This is a genomic window from Corynebacterium crudilactis (assembly GCF_001643015.1).
Taxonomy (GTDB): domain Bacteria; phylum Actinomycetota; class Actinomycetes; order Mycobacteriales; family Mycobacteriaceae; genus Corynebacterium; species Corynebacterium crudilactis.
Genome location: NZ_CP015622.1, coordinates 1,075,015 through 1,091,114, shown reverse-complemented (window position 1 = coordinate 1,091,114; position 16,100 = coordinate 1,075,015). Strand labels below are relative to the sequence as shown.

Annotated in this window: 18 protein-coding genes and 1 riboswitch; of the genes, 9 read left to right on the top strand and 9 right to left on the bottom strand. The window is 50.6% G+C overall.

What is annotated here, in order from left to right:
* Positions 1 to 10 precede the first annotated feature (10 nt).
* The 4 genes from ccrud_RS05215 to ccrud_RS05200 all read right to left on the bottom strand — a co-directional run bounded on the left by ccrud_RS05215 (position 11) and on the right by ccrud_RS05200 (position 3,247).
* A complete protein-coding gene (locus tag ccrud_RS05215) occupies positions 11 to 544 on the bottom strand; it encodes an AAA family ATPase (protein WP_066565169.1) in 534 nt (177 codons plus the stop codon).
* A complete protein-coding gene (locus ccrud_RS05210; protein ID WP_066569563.1) occupies positions 541 to 1,299 on the bottom strand; it encodes an energy-coupling factor transporter transmembrane component T family protein in 759 nt (252 codons plus the stop codon). Before ccrud_RS05210 ends, ccrud_RS05215 begins: the two co-directional genes overlap by 4 nt.
* Positions 1,300 to 1,304: 5 nt before the next feature.
* Positions 1,305 to 2,645 carry an ABC transporter ATP-binding protein gene (locus tag ccrud_RS05205; protein ID WP_066565168.1) on the bottom strand — a complete coding sequence of 447 codons (1,341 nt, stop codon included), beginning with the start codon at positions 2,643 to 2,645 and terminating at the stop codon, positions 1,305 to 1,307.
* Complete coding sequence (locus tag ccrud_RS05200; RefSeq protein WP_066565167.1) at positions 2,642 to 3,247, bottom strand: ECF transporter S component; 606 nt, start codon at positions 3,245 to 3,247, stop codon at positions 2,642 to 2,644. The genes ccrud_RS05205 and ccrud_RS05200 overlap by 4 nt, the downstream gene beginning before the upstream one ends.
* Positions 3,239 to 3,348, bottom strand: a riboswitch (TPP riboswitch). It overlaps the preceding gene by 9 nt.
* Positions 3,349 to 3,646: 298 nt before the next feature.
* Between ccrud_RS05200 and ccrud_RS05195 the strand changes: the two genes are divergently transcribed.
* The gene (locus ccrud_RS05195; RefSeq protein WP_066565166.1) at positions 3,647 to 4,834 is read left to right on the top strand and encodes a 4-hydroxybenzoate 3-monooxygenase; all 1,188 of its coding nucleotides are present in this window, start codon (positions 3,647 to 3,649) and stop codon (positions 4,832 to 4,834) included.
* A gap of 53 nt (positions 4,835 to 4,887) precedes the next feature.
* On the opposite strand, the gene ccrud_RS05190 is transcribed toward ccrud_RS05195, so the two are convergent.
* A complete protein-coding gene (locus ccrud_RS05190) occupies positions 4,888 to 5,301 on the bottom strand; it encodes a VOC family protein (protein ID WP_066565165.1) in 414 nt (137 codons plus the stop codon).
* A 130-nt stretch (positions 5,302 to 5,431) separates the two neighbouring features.
* Between ccrud_RS05190 and lplB the strand changes: the two genes are divergently transcribed.
* The 3 genes from lplB to ccrud_RS05175 are packed head-to-tail and all read left to right on the top strand — an operon-like array spanning position 5,432 to position 7,464.
* Entirely contained in the window at positions 5,432 to 6,490 is a 1,059-nt protein-coding gene (gene lplB / locus ccrud_RS05185; RefSeq protein WP_066565164.1) for a lipoate-protein ligase small subunit, read from the top strand.
* On the top strand, positions 6,491 to 6,841 hold the full coding sequence (locus ccrud_RS05180; protein ID WP_245670379.1) for an MmcQ/YjbR family DNA-binding protein: 351 nt from the start codon (positions 6,491 to 6,493) through the stop codon (positions 6,839 to 6,841).
* Positions 6,842 to 6,861: 20 nt separating this feature from the next.
* Positions 6,862 to 7,464, top strand: coding sequence for an MBL fold metallo-hydrolase (locus ccrud_RS05175; RefSeq protein ID WP_066569561.1), 603 nt, complete (start codon positions 6,862 to 6,864; stop codon positions 7,462 to 7,464).
* Positions 7,465 to 7,472: 8 nt separating this feature from the next.
* Here ccrud_RS05175 and ccrud_RS05170 read toward each other — a convergent pair whose 3' ends face one another.
* Positions 7,473 to 8,396 carry a DMT family transporter gene (locus tag ccrud_RS05170; RefSeq protein ID WP_066565163.1) on the bottom strand — a complete coding sequence of 308 codons (924 nt, stop codon included), beginning with the start codon at positions 8,394 to 8,396 and terminating at the stop codon, positions 7,473 to 7,475.
* Between the two features lie 145 nt (positions 8,397 to 8,541).
* Between ccrud_RS05170 and ccrud_RS05165 the strand changes: the two genes are divergently transcribed.
* The 4 genes from ccrud_RS05165 to ccrud_RS05150 are packed head-to-tail and all read left to right on the top strand — an operon-like array spanning position 8,542 to position 12,393.
* Positions 8,542 to 9,186 (top strand): NUDIX hydrolase, encoded by a 645-nt coding sequence (locus ccrud_RS05165; RefSeq protein WP_066565162.1) that lies wholly within the window; start codon positions 8,542 to 8,544, stop codon positions 9,184 to 9,186.
* A 21-nt stretch (positions 9,187 to 9,207) separates the two neighbouring features.
* Positions 9,208 to 10,473 carry a quinolinate synthase NadA gene (gene nadA / locus ccrud_RS05160; RefSeq protein WP_066565161.1) on the top strand — a complete coding sequence of 422 codons (1,266 nt, stop codon included), beginning with the start codon at positions 9,208 to 9,210 and terminating at the stop codon, positions 10,471 to 10,473.
* Position 10,474: 1 nt separating this feature from the next.
* Positions 10,475 to 11,314: a carboxylating nicotinate-nucleotide diphosphorylase gene (gene nadC / locus ccrud_RS05155; RefSeq protein WP_066565160.1), complete on the top strand. Its 840-nt coding sequence runs from the start codon at positions 10,475 to 10,477 to the stop codon at positions 11,312 to 11,314.
* Positions 11,314 to 12,393, top strand: a complete 1,080-nt coding sequence (locus tag ccrud_RS05150) for a cysteine desulfurase family protein (protein ID WP_066565159.1) — start codon at positions 11,314 to 11,316, stop codon at positions 12,391 to 12,393. Before nadC ends, ccrud_RS05150 begins: the two co-directional genes overlap by 1 nt.
* Before the next feature lie 182 nt (positions 12,394 to 12,575).
* Here the strand turns inward: ccrud_RS05150 and ccrud_RS05145 are convergent, their stop codons facing one another.
* The 3 genes from ccrud_RS05145 to ccrud_RS05135 form a co-directional block, all read right to left on the bottom strand.
* Positions 12,576 to 13,430 (bottom strand): M23 family metallopeptidase, encoded by an 855-nt coding sequence (locus tag ccrud_RS05145; protein WP_211271321.1) that lies wholly within the window; start codon positions 13,428 to 13,430, stop codon positions 12,576 to 12,578.
* Positions 13,431 to 13,456: 26 nt separating this feature from the next.
* Positions 13,457 to 14,080: an ArsR/SmtB family transcription factor gene (locus ccrud_RS05140; protein WP_211271320.1), complete on the bottom strand. Its 624-nt coding sequence runs from the start codon at positions 14,078 to 14,080 to the stop codon at positions 13,457 to 13,459.
* A 68-nt stretch (positions 14,081 to 14,148) separates the two neighbouring features.
* Complete coding sequence (locus ccrud_RS05135; protein WP_066565157.1) at positions 14,149 to 15,345, bottom strand: MFS transporter; 1,197 nt, start codon at positions 15,343 to 15,345, stop codon at positions 14,149 to 14,151.
* 147 nt (positions 15,346 to 15,492) lie between these two features.
* On the opposite strand from ccrud_RS05135, the gene ccrud_RS05130 reads away from it, so the two are divergent.
* A complete protein-coding gene (locus ccrud_RS05130) occupies positions 15,493 to 15,969 on the top strand; it encodes a MarR family winged helix-turn-helix transcriptional regulator (RefSeq protein ID WP_066565156.1) in 477 nt (158 codons plus the stop codon).
* Positions 15,970 to 16,100 lie beyond the last annotated feature (131 nt).

Genomic DNA, 16,100 nt, shown 5'->3' with positions numbered 1-16,100 from the left:
TCAAACTTTCTTAAGAACTCTGGGCCGTTCCCAGACTGTCATAGAGTGCGACGGGTCGTCCCGCAGCTTCATTCGAACCTAGCACAATCTCATGATCTGCCTCAATGCCCTGGGCAAAGTGCACTCGTTCTTGCGCAGCCCACAACTCCCAAAATGGTGCATAGTCCGGATCTCTATCTAAGGCGCGTTGTTTTCTTAAAGACTCCGGTGCGGTTAAACGAACGGTCACTACATCACCCAGGGTAGTGGCGCGTTGAATGGTCTCGGCCGTTATTACACCAGAGCCTTCAATGATCAGGCTTTTTCCGGGTTCAAGCGACACCCATTCCCCGCGGCAATTTTCGTGCCAATCCCAAGAAAAATATCCCGGATTATCTGCCACCAAAATATCGCGGGCAACAATCTCAGAGGCTTGTGCAAGTCCGGTCCATCCTGGATAGAAATCATCCAAGTGCACCACATCAAACCCGGTATAGGAGCTCAAGTCTTCTGCCAGGGTGGTTTTACCTGCACCAGATTGCCCATCGATCAACACAATTTTCATGTGCCCAAAAACCTGAAGAAACCAGTCTGAATGGACACCACGATGGCTAAGGCTGAAATAGCTGCGCACACCACAATGAGCAGGACATCGCGAATACCTACACTAGATTCACGTGCCCACGTTCGACCATCTGGCGAGCGCCCAAAACCACGAGCTTCCATGGCGGTTGCCAACTTGGAACCACGGCGTAGTGAGAGGACTAAAAGACCAAAAGTCATGGTGAAAAAATGCTTAATCCTGCCCTGGTCTGCGATGCCGCGCGCACGCCGCGCTCTGGACATGGAATACCAGTCCTCGCGGAACAATGTCATAAGCCGGCTTCCCGCTACTGCTCCAATAACAAAACGCTCAGGAAGTTTCAGAATCTGAGCTAACCCATCACCCAAATCAGTGGGATCAATCCGTGCAATCAACACCACCACTGGCATGCCGATAGCCAAGACGCGCAGCCCAATGGCAGCAGCTAGAGCAAGGGAATTATCTGTGACATGGATGAGCAGGAAGCTAAAATATTCAGTGCCTTCCGGCCGGCCATATAACGCCATAGAAAGTGCAGCTATCGGTGCCATGAGTAGCAAAGGCCAGCCACGTTTCAGCAACATTTTCCAGCTCACACCAGCAAAAGGAGACAAGATAATGGTTGCTGCCAGCGCGATTGCCGCTGACATCACATCCACGCTCAGTAATAAAGGCGTGGTCAACACCATGAGCGCGATAATGCGGGTGACGGGGTTGATTGTGCTTAAAAGATTCACTGTCATCATCGTGGGTTTACCTCGATGTGATGATCACCAAGTGCTGCGATGAAATCTGGATCATGGGTGACTGAGACAACGCTAATTCCAGCTTCAGTCAGTTCGCGTAGCAATAAGATTAGTTCAGTAAAGGTTTCTGGATCTTGCCCAAATGTTGGTTCGTCCAAAATCACTAATTTAGGCGCTGCAACCAACGCTGTTGCCACAGAAAGTCGACGCTTTTCTCCCCCGCTTAACGTAAAAGGATTAGCGTGCTCTAAATGCCGCAACCTTAAGCGATCTAAAAGTTCCTCAACGCGATCTTGTGCGTGAACTTTCATGATTTTCGGGCCGATCTCCAGCTCATCACGCACGGTGCGCGCCACAAATTGATGCTCAGGATCCTGAAACACAGTGCCGATTCGTGCAGCAAGTTCCGCAGAACGCCACTTGTGCGGCGGCGAGTTCAAACCACCGCGCACTGCTTCAGATAATTCCAGGCGCCCCTTTTTAGGTGGAATCAAGCCACCCATGGTCAGCGCAAGTGTAGATTTTCCAGCACCATTCGGGCCAGTAATCACCGTCGAAGCACCTTCAGGCACCACAAAACTACGCACGGCACCCCAGCTGCACAACAGGTTGTCAGCCCACAAGATTGGCTTGCTTATCGACGGCTGCGCCACAGGCAACTGGCCCACTTTTAATAATTCTTCCGGTAAAACATCACATCCATCAGTAATGCTGATGATGCGATCAATGGTGTCTAACCACAGCTCATGGCGGTGTTCCACAACGATAAGTGTAGCACCAGTTTCACGGACTACCCGATCCACAGCTGCAACGACATCTCGTTGTCCTTGGGGATCTAAATTTGCGGTTGGCTCATCGAGCAAAATTAAACGTGCACCCATCGCAATGACACCAGCCAAAGCCAGACGTTGTTTTTGACCGCCAGAAAGATACTTCGTGGGATGGTGCAGTGGCAGCTCTAGCCCCACAAGTTGCAGGGCCCTCTCCACTCGTGGCCAAATCTCTGCGCGAGGAACTTTGAGGTTTTCGCAACCAAATGCCACATCATCGCCGATGCGGGAAGCAATAACCTGTGAATCTGGATCCTGGAGAACAAGGCCAATGGAGGGGGCGTCGACAAGCAATTCGCCAGTACTCACGCCCTCATCTGGACCGCCTAGAACGCCGGCGAGTGCGGCGAGCAGCGTAGATTTTCCTGCGCCTGAGGCGCCGGTGAGCAAGATGCGCTCACCTGGTGCGATCTCAAAGTTAATATTTTCTAACGCAGGATTTTCCCGCGATGCATGCCGGTAACCAAAATTACGCGCAACAACGCGCGTGCCTAAAGCTGTGGTCATTTCATTTCCCGACCAGCAGCAAAACGATCCAGGGCGCCAGTTCGTGCCAAAGCGCGAACCAAGAACCAACTGAGTAATCCTGCCAAAATCATGCCAGAAATCACCGAAGTAGTGGAATAAATAATGTTGAAGGAGAGCGTCTTCGCGAGATTTCCATAGAAGAACAGCTCAAGAATAATGCCACCCACAGCAGCACCGGCCCCGGCAAGCATGGCGATGGGCAGGTTGAAGCGACGGTAAAGGAACAATGCAAAGATGATTTCTGCGCCAAGCCCTTGGACAAGACCGGAATAAATAGTGGAAATACCAAACTGAGAAGCCAACGCTGCGGACACACATGCAGCAACAACTTCTACAAAGAGTGCAGCACCTGGTTTACGAATCACAAGCCCGCCGAGCACGCCGCCCAACAACCAGATTCCGATGGCCACGCCACCAAGGCCTGGAGTTAGTGCATGAAAAGCAGTAGTCCAGGCGTATCCGATGGAATTCCATACGATGAAAATTAATCCGCAGGCAACACCCAAAACAGATGCGATGACAATATCAATCACACGCCAAGAAGATTGCTGAGTATTTTTTTGCATGGCGAGATTTGCCATATTTTTCCTCCCTATCGCCGGCATTATCCGGATCAGGTTCTACGGTCGTGGCTCTGCCAGATCTCAGCCCGGTTTTTCACCGAGCACCCGTGCATATCAAGTTAAGTACGCGTTCACCTTAGCTTAATCAATAGGGAAAACATAGTATCGCGAAAAAGAAAGCACTAGTTTCTACTTCTACGTAACTCAGAACCCCTGAATCACACCCCTAGCCACACCCTTGTAATCTGAATTAAATGACTTTCCTGCTGGCTGTGAGCCCGACTTCAACTTAAACCACGTTCACACTGCGAACAGGTTGTGGCGGGACATACTTTCCCTTAGATTGAGGCCCAAATCACTATATGTGAAATATTTGACGAAGTTCATCTTCCGTTGAGAGTTAAAAGGAGCTTTTCCATGAATCACGTGCCAGTCGCAATCATCGGTGCCGGCCCAGCAGGCCTTACCCTCGCACACCTCCTCCACCTGCAGGGAGTGGAATCAATTGTCTTTGAATCCCGCACTCGCAAAGAAGTAGAAGAAACAGTTCGAGCAGGAATACTTGAACAAGGCACCCTGAACTTAATGCGGGAAACTGGAGTCGGCGCGCGCATGGAAGCAGAAGCCGATCACGATGAAGCAATCGATATCTCTATCAACAATGAACGCACCCGTATTCCACTGACTGAGCTCACTGGCCACAAAGTCGCCATCTACCCACAGCATGAATACCTCAAGGACTTCATTGCCAAGCGCATTGAAGATGGTGGCGCATTACTATTTAGCACCACCGTAGATTCAGTAGAAAACTACGAAGGCGATCTGGCAAAGGTCACCTACACCGAAGCAGATGGCTCTTCCACCACCATTACTACCGACTATGTCATTGCAGCCGATGGCTCCAATTCGCCATACCGCAAGCTGATTACCGAAGATGGTGGTGTCCGCGCCCGCCATGAATACCCTTATGCATGGTTCGGCATTTTGGTGGAAGCACCAAAAACCCAAAAAGAGCTCATCTACGCCACCCACCCTGAGGGCTTTGCTCTGATTTCTACCCGCACTGATGAAATTCAGCGCTACTACCTGCAGTGTAATCCTGAAGATACCCCAGATATGTGGTCCGATGATCGCATTTGGGATCAGCTACATCTGCGCGCAGACTCCCCAGGAATCACGGTTTCTGAAGGACGCATCTTTGACAAAGCCGTGCTCCGCTTCCGCTCTGCTGTAACTGAACCAATGCAAAAGGGCCGACTATTTCTCGCTGGCGATGCTGCACATACCGTGCCACCAACTGGTGCAAAGGGTCTCAACTTGGCAGTCGCCGATGTGTCCGTTCTTGCACCAGGCATTGTGCGCGCACTGAAAAAGAAGGACACCGGACTACTAGATAGCTACACTTCCCTTGCAGTTCCCCGCGTTTGGAAGGCACAGCATTTCTCTTATTGGATGAGCTCCATGCTGCACGCTGTCCCTGGTGAAGATCACTTTGCTACCCAGCGCCGATTCGCGGAACTGCGTTCCGTCCTGGATTCCCAGTCTGGACAGCGCTACCTCGCAGAACAATACGTTGGACTCGATCTCCCACGTTTTGAGGTTTAGGCTTCCACATTAAAGGTGACGATGATCTTTCTGAGATCATCGCCACCTTGTGGTTATTCTGCAGAAATACTCCACATCACACCATATTTATCAAAGACCTGCCCATAGGATCCACCCCACGGAGCAGTTTCAAATTTCATGGTTTCTGCGCCACCAGCTGCGACAATTTTATCGATCTTCTCGCGTCCATCTTCCACCGATTCCGCGTTGTACAACATGGAATATGCAGTGTCTTTGATGGGGAGTTCCTCTCCTATTGAGTCACCACCAGAAATCAGGGCGCCACCAGGAAAAGTGAGCACGCCATGAGCCAAGGCATCAGCTGGGGGTTCAAACGGCATGCCTTCCATCTGGGTTTGACCATAAGTCAGAAGGTTGAGGTCACCGCCAAAAATTTCTTGCCAATGCGTGAGTGCTTCAGAGGTATATCCATTGAAAGTAACGTAGGTGGAAATAGTGCCAGCCATGTTTTTCTCCCTAGAGCAAGGTTCGGAATTTTCCTTATGGTCGATTCTACGTGCTTTAAGCACGCCCGCCCACGGTGGCAAGTGCGAGGTGGCGGGGCGCGTCGACAAGCATCTCAGTTACTGTGGGGCAATGAATAATCACTTTGAACTCAAAGTCCCCGGCGGAAAACTTGTCGTAGTTGATGTCTCCACAGATTTGGATGCCATCGCAGATGTGAAGATTTCCGGCGATTTCTTCATTGAACCTGATGAGGCATTTTTCGCCCTTGGCCGTGCCCTTCAAGGCGCGTCAGTTGGTGATACAACTGACCGTCTGAAGGCAAAAATGGATGCGGCTTTAGCGGAATTCGATGATGTGGAGCTGCAAGGTTTTAGCACTGCCGACATCGCTTTAGCAGTGCGTCGAGCTGTTACTGGTGCACAAGATTTCACCGATTTTGACTGGGAGATTCTACATCCAGGAATCCTGCCTACTCCGGTAAATGTCGCTTTAGATGAACTTATTCTGGACCAAGTAGCCAAAGGCCAACGTGGACCAACCATGCGCATTTGGGATTGGGACGATCGCGCCACCGTCATTGGCAGCTTTCAGTCTTATGTCAATGAAATCAACCAAGAAGGCGTCGATGAACATGGTGTCACCGTTGTCCGCCGCATGTCCGGTGGTGGCGCAATGTTTATGGAAGGTGGCAACTGCATCACCTATTCCCTCTACGCGCCGGAATCTCTGGTGTCTGGTTTAAGTTATGAACAATCCTATGAATATCTGGATCGATGGGTGCTCGCAGCGCTGAAAGAACACGGCGTGGATGCGTGGTACGTACCGATCAATGACATCACCTCAACCGGCGGAAAAATTGGTGGCGCAGCCCAAAAACGTCGCAGCGGTGCAGTGCTTCACCATGTGACCATGTCTTATGACATCGATGCCGATATGATGACTCAGGTGCTGCGCATCGGCAAGGTCAAGATCTCCGATAAGGGTTTGCGCAGCGCAAAGAAGCGCGTGGATCCGCTGCGCCGCCAAACTGGTGCCTCCCGTGAACAAATTATCGATACCCTCAAAACCACCTTCGCTAATCGCTATGGCGCCACCGACGCTGAACTCAGTGACGAAGATTTTGCTGTGGTTCACGAACTGGTGAAAACCAAATACGCCACCGAAGAATGGACAAAGAGAGTTCAGTAGATGTCCATGGATCTTCATCACGTCGCCTCCGAACATGCACAAACCTTGCCATTGAGCACCAAAGAATTCCCCTTTGGTCCGGAACACGAAGTCTATAAAATTCGCGGCAAGGTGTTCCTGCTGCTCACTGTGCTGCGCGGTGAAGCCATCATCACGCTGAAATCTGACCCAGAAATTGGGGCATCATTAAGAACTACTTTTCCCACTATTGTGCCCGGTTATCACATGAATAAAGTGCATTGGATCAGTGTGAGTGCGGGGGAAAGAATCACAGAAGATTTGATAGAAGGACTAGTGGAAGAGTCCTATCAATTGGTGGTTTCTAGTTTGCCGGCCTCCAAACGACCTTGATGTAGCGCACAATGGATGGCATGAAAATCACTCGACATATTCATGCCTGTGTGGAAATCGAAGATCACGGTAATCGCATCATCATTGATCCCGGCACTTTTGGCGCCCCGAATCTTGAGGGTGCCACAATTTTGATTACCCATAATCATCCAGACCATGTTGATCCCGCAGTGCTCAAACCTGGGATGTCGATTTATGCACCTCGCTCCGTAGCTCACGCCATTCCGGTGGAATGCCACATCGTGGAGCACGGCCGAAATTTCACAGTTGGTTCCCTAAACGTGGAAGTTCTAGGTTCCGAACATGCGTTGATCAGCCATGCGCTTGCCGTAGCTGAAAATGTTGGGTACTTGATCAACGGCCGAGTTCTCCATCCTGGCGATGCTTTTCAGCCGTTGAAAAAGGTAGAATTAAGCCTGCTGCCGGTCAATGGTCCTTGGGTAAAAATGCTGGATGTAGAGGACTATTTAAGGAAATTTCCGCCGCAGCGTTTCATTGGTATCCATGACGGCATCATGAATGAACGTGGCTTGGCGATTAATAAGAAGTTCCTCACCGCACTCGCTGAGGCTTATGGTTCGCAATATTTAGCACTAGGTGAGGGAGAATCGGTAGAAATCTAGATTCTGCTCTAGATTCTGATCAGCGCCACACCCGCGATAATTACCAACAGGCCAATGAGCTGCGCAAGGTGAATGCGACGGCGTGGGCTGCCCAAAAATCCAAAGATATCGATCAGCAGGCTGGCAAGCATCATGCCCAACAGCATGACCACCACTGTTACGCCAGTACCGATAACAGGTCCTAAGTAGGCGGTGCTGAAAATAACCGTTGCGCCAATGACACCACCAAGCCACATCCACCATGGGTTTTTCTCGCCAGCGCCATTGATTCCGCGCCATTTGGTTCGAGTGAGCACAAGTAAGACAAAAAGCACTGTGGTTCCAACAGTAAAAGATACCAAGGCTGATTCAATGGCAGATCCCAGCACTGTGCCCAAATAACCGTTGACTGCCACCTGCGTGGCTTGGCACATGCCCATCACCACACCGAGAAGTCTCCAGAGCCAAACCGATGCTCCTTGAGCTTGTCCCTGGCCAGTGGTGGTTTTAGAGAACACTCCCACAACGGCAAGCGCGCCGAAAAGCACAGCTAGTGCACCTAAGATTCGCACCAGCGTCAAAGGAGTTTGGGGAGCATAGGCCACGCCGAAAGAATCAATAATCAGGCCCATGAGGATTTGCCCAGTGATCGGCAGAATAACAGTCTGGACGCTTCCTACCCGCGGGAATAATAAGATATTTCCGGTTAAGAGCACCACGCCCAACATGCCACCGGTAAAAATCCACCACGGTTCATCTGAAGTGTTTCCCAAGGAAGGATAGGGCTGTCCGCTGGTTATCCAGGTGGCAATGATGAGTGAAAATGTGCCCACCACAAAGGAGATAAATGATGCCAGGAGTGGCGCTCCCACAGACTGGCGCAACCTATTATTCACTGACGTTTGGAAAGGCATAATGGCTCCGGCCATCACTCCGAATAGCACTGCAAGCATGAGTTTCTCGCCTCTCCAACGCAATTATTTTAAAACCTTGAGCCATAGTAGACCGCTGACAGAACCTGTGAAACTCTTCCCTTAAAGTCAAAATGACTATAAGATAGCCTCCAAGTTAAAGTCAGATTGACCTTAAGGTGGTTCTTTGCCCGCTTCACCGGAAATCCAGGTGGCCGTGTCCACGATCATCTTTGCGCTGCGCCCAGGCCCACAAGATCTTCCCAGCTTGTGGACCCCTTTTGTCCCACGCACCAGAGAGCCACATTTAAACAAATGGGCACTGCCTGGCGGTTGGCTACCACCACATGAAGAACTAGAAGATGCCGCAGCACGCACCTTGGCAGAAACCACCGGCCTACACCCCAGCTATTTAGAGCAGCTCTATACCTTTGGTGGTGTAGACCGCTCCCCCACCGGAAGAGTTATTTCCGTGGTGTATTGGGCTTTGGTGCGCGCCGATGAAGCACTTAAAGCAATACCAGGTGAAAATGTGCAGTGGTTTCCCGCTGATCACCTTCCAGAGCTGGCTTTCGACCACAATGACATCGTCAACTATGCGCTGGAACGCCTGCGCACCAAGGTGGAATACGCAGAGATCGCGCACTCTTTCCTCGGAGAGAAATTCACCATCGCACAGCTGCGTTCCGTGCATGAAGCAGTGCTGGGCCAAAAACTCGATGCCGCCAATTTTCGAAGATCCGTGGCCACCTCACCCGATCTCATCGACACTGGCGAAGTGCTCGCGGGAACCCCGCACCGGCCACCAAAACTATTCCGATTCCAGCGCTAATCGCCATAAAAGGACCACACCATGACTACGTCAATTACTCCCTCAGTAAACCTCGCCCTGCAAAATACGCAAAGCTGCAATAGCGAACTTCAGCAGGGCCCCTGGCTGCTTGATCTTCCTGAGATGCCGGATACCTACGGGCCCGGCGCGTCGCAAAGCGATCTCATTCCAGCGCAGACGCCGCGCCAGCAAGTCCTGCCCGAGCGCTATCAACGCGCCAGCGATGAAGAACTACACGAAAAGATCCGCGCGGCAAAAGCTACGCTGGGTGACCGCGTGGTTATTCTTGGACACTTCTACCAGCGCGATGAAGTAATCCAGCATGCGGATTTTGTGGGAGATTCTTTTCAGCTTGCCCGCGCTGCCAAAACTAAACCCCAGGCAGAGGCCATTGTGTTCTGCGGTGTGCATTTTATGGCAGAAACCGCTGATCTGTTATCCACTGCTGAGCAATCAGTGATTCTTCCGAATCTGGCTGCCGGTTGTTCCATGGCGGATATGGCTGATCTTGATTCTGTGGAGGATTGCTGGGAGCAACTCACTGCAATTTATGGCGATGAAACCATCATCCCCGTGACATATATGAATTCCTCCGCGGCGCTTAAGGGATTCGTCGGAGAGCACGGTGGCATTGTTTGCACCTCTTCTAATGCGCGCGCCGTGCTGGAGTGGGCTTTTGAGCGTGGTCAGCGCGTGCTGTTCTTCCCTGATCAACATCTAGGCCGAAATACGGCAAAAGCCATGGGTATTAGCCTTGATCAGATGCCCTTGTGGAATCCGAATAAGCCTCTCGGCGGAAATACTGTAGCAGAGCTAGAGAATGCGAAAGTGCTGCTCTGGCATGGTTTTTGTTCCGTGCATAAGCGCTTTAGTGTCGCACAAATCGACAAGGCTCGCGCAGAATTCCCTGATGTGCACGTGATTGTGCATCCAGAATCCCCCATGGCAGTTGTGGATGCCGCAGATTCTTCCGGTTCCACCGATTTCATCGTCAAGGCGATTCAGGCAGCGCCTGCTGGTTCTACTTTTGCTATCGGAACTGAGATCAATTTGGTGCAGCGCCTGGCCGCGCAATATCCGCAGCACACCATTTTCTGCCTTGATCCGGTTATCTGCCCGTGTTCCACGATGTATCGCATCCACCCTGGCTACCTCGCCTGGGTGTTAGAAGAGTTGGTCGCAGGCAATGTGATCAACCAGATTTCCGTCTCTCAGGCTGTGGCTTCGCCTGCGCGCGTTGCTCTTGAACGCATGCTCTCTGTTGTTCCTTCAACCAAGAAAGCTTAAAATGCTCACTCCAATTGACCGTATCGTCAGCGCAGCCCTTGCCGAAGACGCACCCTGGGGCGATACCACCTCAGAGATATTTATCCCCGGCCACGCGCAGCTGAGCGCACAGGTTGTTGCCCGAGAACCGGGCATCTTTAGCGGGCAGGCGCTTTTCGACGTTTCCTTCCATCTGGTTGATCCTTCTGTGAAGGTTGTGCTGGAGGTCTCTGATGGCGAACGTTTTGATGCAGGCGATGTCTTGGGAACCGTCGCCGGAAATTCCAGAAGCATTCTTCGTTCCGAACGCATTGCTCTGAACTTTGTGCAAAGAACTTCAGGTATCGCCACGTTAACCTCACGCTATGTGGCAGAAGTAACCGGTACTAAAGCTCGCATTGTGGATACCCGCAAAACCACCCCGGGTTTAAGAATTATTGAGCGCCAAGCAGTACGCGACGGTGGCGGATTCAACCACCGCGCTACCCTGTCCGATGCTGTCATGGTGAAAGATAACCACCTCTCAGCAATTGCCTCCCAAGGTCTCTCAATCACTGAAGCGCTACTTTCGATGAAAGCGAAGCTTCCTCACACCACCCACGTGGAAGTGGAAGTTGATCGCATTGAACAAATCGAACCCGTCCTTGCAGCTGGCGTAGACACCATCATGTTAGATAATTTCACCATCGACCAGCTCATCGAAGGCGTAGAACTCATTGCCGGACGCGCACTCATTGAAGCTTCTGGTGGCGTCAATCTCAACACTGTCGGAAAAATCGCCTCAACCGGCGTAGATATCATTTCCGTCGGCGCACTCACCCACTCTGTGCGAGCCCTAGATCTAGGACTGGATATCTACTAATGCTCTACCTCGATAATGCTGCCACCTCCCCCGTACGCAAAGAAGCACTCGAAGCCATGTGGCCCTATCTCACTGGAGCTTTTGGCAATCCTTCTAGCCCACATGAACCAGGAAAACTTGCTGCTGCTGGATTAGAAGATGCTCGAAACAGAGTGGCACGCATTATCTGGGGACGGCCCTCACAGATCATCTTCACCTCAGGTGGAACTGAAGCCAACAATCTAGCCATCAAGGGCATCTGCCTAGCCAACCCCAAGGGCCGACACCTCATCACAACCACCATTGAACACGACAGCATCCTCAACGCAGCGCAATATCTAGAACGCTTCCATGCTTTCGAGATCACCTATCTCCGCCCAGATCGTAGCGGATTAATCTCCCCGCAGGATCTTGCAGCCACACTCAGACCAGACACCACCTTGGTCAGCATCGGTTATGCCAACAATGAGATAGGCACCATCCAACCACTCGTTGAATTAGCTCGAACCAGCACAGCACCATTTCATACTGATGCTGTTCAAGCAGCTCACCTCCCCTTTGACCTAGGTATAGATGCATTGAGTTTGTCCGGCCATAAATTCGGAGCCCCCAAAGGCATCGGTGTCTTATGGTCAAAACTTCCCCTCGAACCCCTCGTCCATGGCGGTGGACAAGAAAACGGCAAACGCAGCGGCACAGAGAACGTTGCAGGCGCTGTAGCTTTTGCCACAGCTTTAGAAATAGCACGCCAAGAAAGCTACCTAGACCTCAGTGAATTCATTTCTTCAGTATTAGAGATTCCCGGAGCAAGTTTGACAGGACATCCCACACATCGACTAGCCGGACATGCCTCATTTCTTTTTGAAGGCATCGGCTCAGAAACAGTCCTGCTCGAATTAGAACGCCACGGCATTGTCTGCTCCCCTGGTTCAGCTTGTGGATCCGGCGAAGTCTCCCATGTGCTCTTGGCCTTAGGTTTTGATGAAGACACCGCAAGAACTGCTGTGCGCTGTACTTTCAACACGAACCACAACGAAGAAGATGCACGCATTGCGGCTGCCGCACTAGCGGAGGCAGTTGCGGTTATTTCACGTACTTAAGATCATGTCGAGACAGCCAGTACTAGGCAAAGAGAAAATGGAAGAAGACATGCATTCGGCTGCTTTTAGCAGAGATCGGTCGAACCGCATTTCGAACATTTTTTTCGGGTTCGCGGTAAAAGACATATCCATGCAACAGACGCAATAGCTGCACCAAAGATTAACGATACTGGATCCATTATCTATTCCTTTGAATTCTTAGAAGGTTGCTGCAGAGCTAATATTTTCACATGTTGAAGGTTGCCAGGGAGCGCATTTTGCAGCAGATCAGCATCACCAATCTGCACATCTGCGAAGACAAAAGGCACTCCCTGCCCAGTCCAGAACGAACGTCGATCCATCAACTGCACATGCACATGGGGCTCACTACTGTTACCTGAATTTCCGCATTCGGCAATCACTTGGCCCGCATGAACTCTATCTCCTACGGCAACAAGCGCTGATCCACTTTTAAGATGTGCAACTACAGCAAAAACACCATCATCGCTGCGGATAGTCACATGGTTGCCGATGATGAACTTGGGCCCAGCCAACTCACGAAGCGCACCTTCGACCAGCATGTACAAGACGCTGAGAGTACCTGAACGTGCCCGATGATCACGCAGCGCGTCCAACACACTAACAACCTGACCATCGATCATTGCACGAACAGGCTGACCAAATGCGGGATAGTCCTCGGGGCGTCTCATAACTGGACCGACCCCAAACGTTGGCCGTTTCTGATCTACTGGCTCATAAACCAGGTCAATTGCATAGGACTGTCCATAAGCGCGAACTCCGTGACTGGGCACCTTATTGACGGGGCTATTCATACCTAGCCACCGCCCATCCACAGGAGGAACGATACTGATTGTTTCGCTTACTGGTAGCCACTTCGGCACCAGCACGGCCACGAGCATAGCAATGAGCATGCCAGTAATACCCAGCCACGGTAGCCCCAGAAAGATCATGTCAAGCGCCTCTGACTGAGGGATAAATCGGCGAAATGCTCCAAGCAGACACAGCACAATGGCGACGAAAAGAATAACTCCTCGCACGCGGTAAAGCCTTATAAGAAAATTCATCAGTGGTCCGAAGCAACAATGCAGGCTAACAAAGGCACTACCCGAGCCGGTGGGACTTCATAACTGCCCCGGCCGCTCTGTTTAAGCCACCCACTCGATAACAACTGCCGGAGGTGATGATGAAGCTGCCCCGTCGTACCTAAAGATTCAATTGATGTGAGTTCTGCTGTGGAGTGAATACCAGAAAGAATATGTCGCAAGAGCTCCAGGCGCATTGGATGACCCAGCGCAGCAAATGCTGTTGCACGCTCTTCCCACTCTATTTCGAAGAGACCAGTAGTTCCTGCTGTTTGTTGCCAGGAGACCGGAGCGCCAGTTGGGAGTGTTACCGCACCCACCAGCGTCACCGCCCCTTGTTCTGTTGATGCGTGCTCCCCCAACCTGGACCGCAATCCCGACAGAGCCCAAAAATCATCATTTGTTTGTGGTATAGATGACTCTGAATCAGCCTGATCGGGCTGCTCTTTTGCAGTTGTACTTTCCAATGAGGCCACTCTTATCGCGAGGTCTCGGATCTCTTGCCGAAGTTCGTTCAGTACTGTTTCATCACCCATACCTACGATAGTACGTAAAAACGTATTAACAACCAAGTTATTTTTAAGCCAGTGAATACCTAAAATCACGCACCACAAACAAAAGTGCCGGATTCATTACTGAATCCGGCACTTACACTAGAAATTAAAAAGAAGCTTTAGGCCTGCGCAAATCCCTTTGTAGCCCGATCAGTACGAGCGTGGGTAAAGAGGTAGAAGATTCCGGCAACTACGCCAAGGCCTGCAAGCACTGCATACATTGGCCCGAAACCAATCATGGCCGATACGGCACCAAGAATAATTGGTCCAAAGCCGAAACCAAGATCTACGAAGAGGAAAAGCGTGGAAAAGGCGGTGCCAAATTCGGCCTTATCCACTACACCAACTGCAATGGATTGCACTGCCGGCATAAGGGTTCCATAGCCAAGACCTGCAATGATGCCAGAGACAACAACGTGCCAATTTGCAGTAGCCAAGGACAAAATAATCAACGAGATAACGAAAAAGAACACACCAAAATAGACCACAATATTATCGCCACGACGGTCCTGTAGTTTGCCAAGGTAACTGCGCATCACAAACATCGAGACCGCGTAGGCGATGAAGAACAGTCCTGCACCGGTGATCAAATCTCGTTCTTCCGCAAAGGCGTTGATATATGAAATCACACCTGAATAGGCGAAACAGATCAAGAGGATAAAGAATCCGATTGGGACAATTTTCGGATTGAGGATTGATTTAAAGCTGAATTTTGCACGTTCGCCAGTTGGTTCCGGGTCTGTTGTTTTGAAGTACATGAGCACAGTAGAAATCAGGCACAGAATCGCCGTTGCGAAAACAACGATGAACAACATGCCATAGTCGAAGGTTCCAATAACAAACAACGCAAGTGCAGGTCCCAATGCTGCAGAAACAGTGGTTCCTAACGCAAGGTAGCCGGTGCCTTCTGAACGTCGTGCAGCTGGGATCAGTTCTTGAACCATCGCCATAATTGCTGTCGCGGCGAATGCATATCCCACGCCGTGAATAAACCTATTCACGTACAGCAGTGGCAAAGAATCAATGGGGATGTACAGCGCGCAGGTAATCGTGGTGACAATAACAGAGATGAGGACGATCTTGCGGCGGCCAAAGCGGTCAATAATATAGCCAGAGAAGAATCGGGAGAACACTGCACCAATCACAATCGAACTGGTGGCAAAACCTGCTGCCGTTTCAGAGGCTTGAAACTCTTTGATTGCGTAAAGAGCCATGGTTGTGATGAGGAAGTAGAACACCAGAAATTGTAAAAAGTTGGCGATCCAACCCATAACAAATGTTGGTGTAAAGAGTTTCCCATCTTCAGTTACGGGCACTATTCTCCTTTAAAAACACTTTTGCATTATGCAATTCTAATTACTCAATAAAACTACCATGTATATTGCACTATGCAACTGCCCTGCTAGAATGAATTAATTCTTTGATTTCACTTAAGAATCCACCCAAGGGAGCGAATTACCATAGTGCACGCAGATCCAGCAGAGTTCGACAATAACGACGCCCTCGATCAACTCACCTATGAGATCATTTTGCTCACCCGATATGGAGTGCAAAATACTCCAACAAGAAACCGTGAAGCCATCATGGATCGCAGTGCCCTTATTCTGCTTGCCCGTTTGGATGCCCAGGGACCTATGACAGTAAATGAGTTGGCAGAAGGATTCGGACTCAATGTGTCAACCATTCATCGACAGCTTAAAGCTGCGATCACCAATGGTCTCATCGAGGTCGTGGAAGATCCCGCATCACCTGCAAAGTTGCATCGCCCCACAACTTTAGGAAAAGAAAAGCTCCAACAAGAGCTACAGGCGCGTCAGCAGGATCTTTCCAGAATCCTTGAGGGTTGGGATCCAGAAGACATCAAACTTCATACCGAGTTCATGCGCAAGCACAACGAGAGCCTAGAGAACTATCTTGACCTGAAGTGGCCACGTCCTTAACCCTGTAGAAGTTATGTGACTACATTACTTCCACTCTTCATTCCCCAATGATATAAAAGATCTATTAAGAAAACCTTAATTATTTGGCAAGGGGGACTTTAATGAAAGCCGCACCAACGACACTTGCAGCG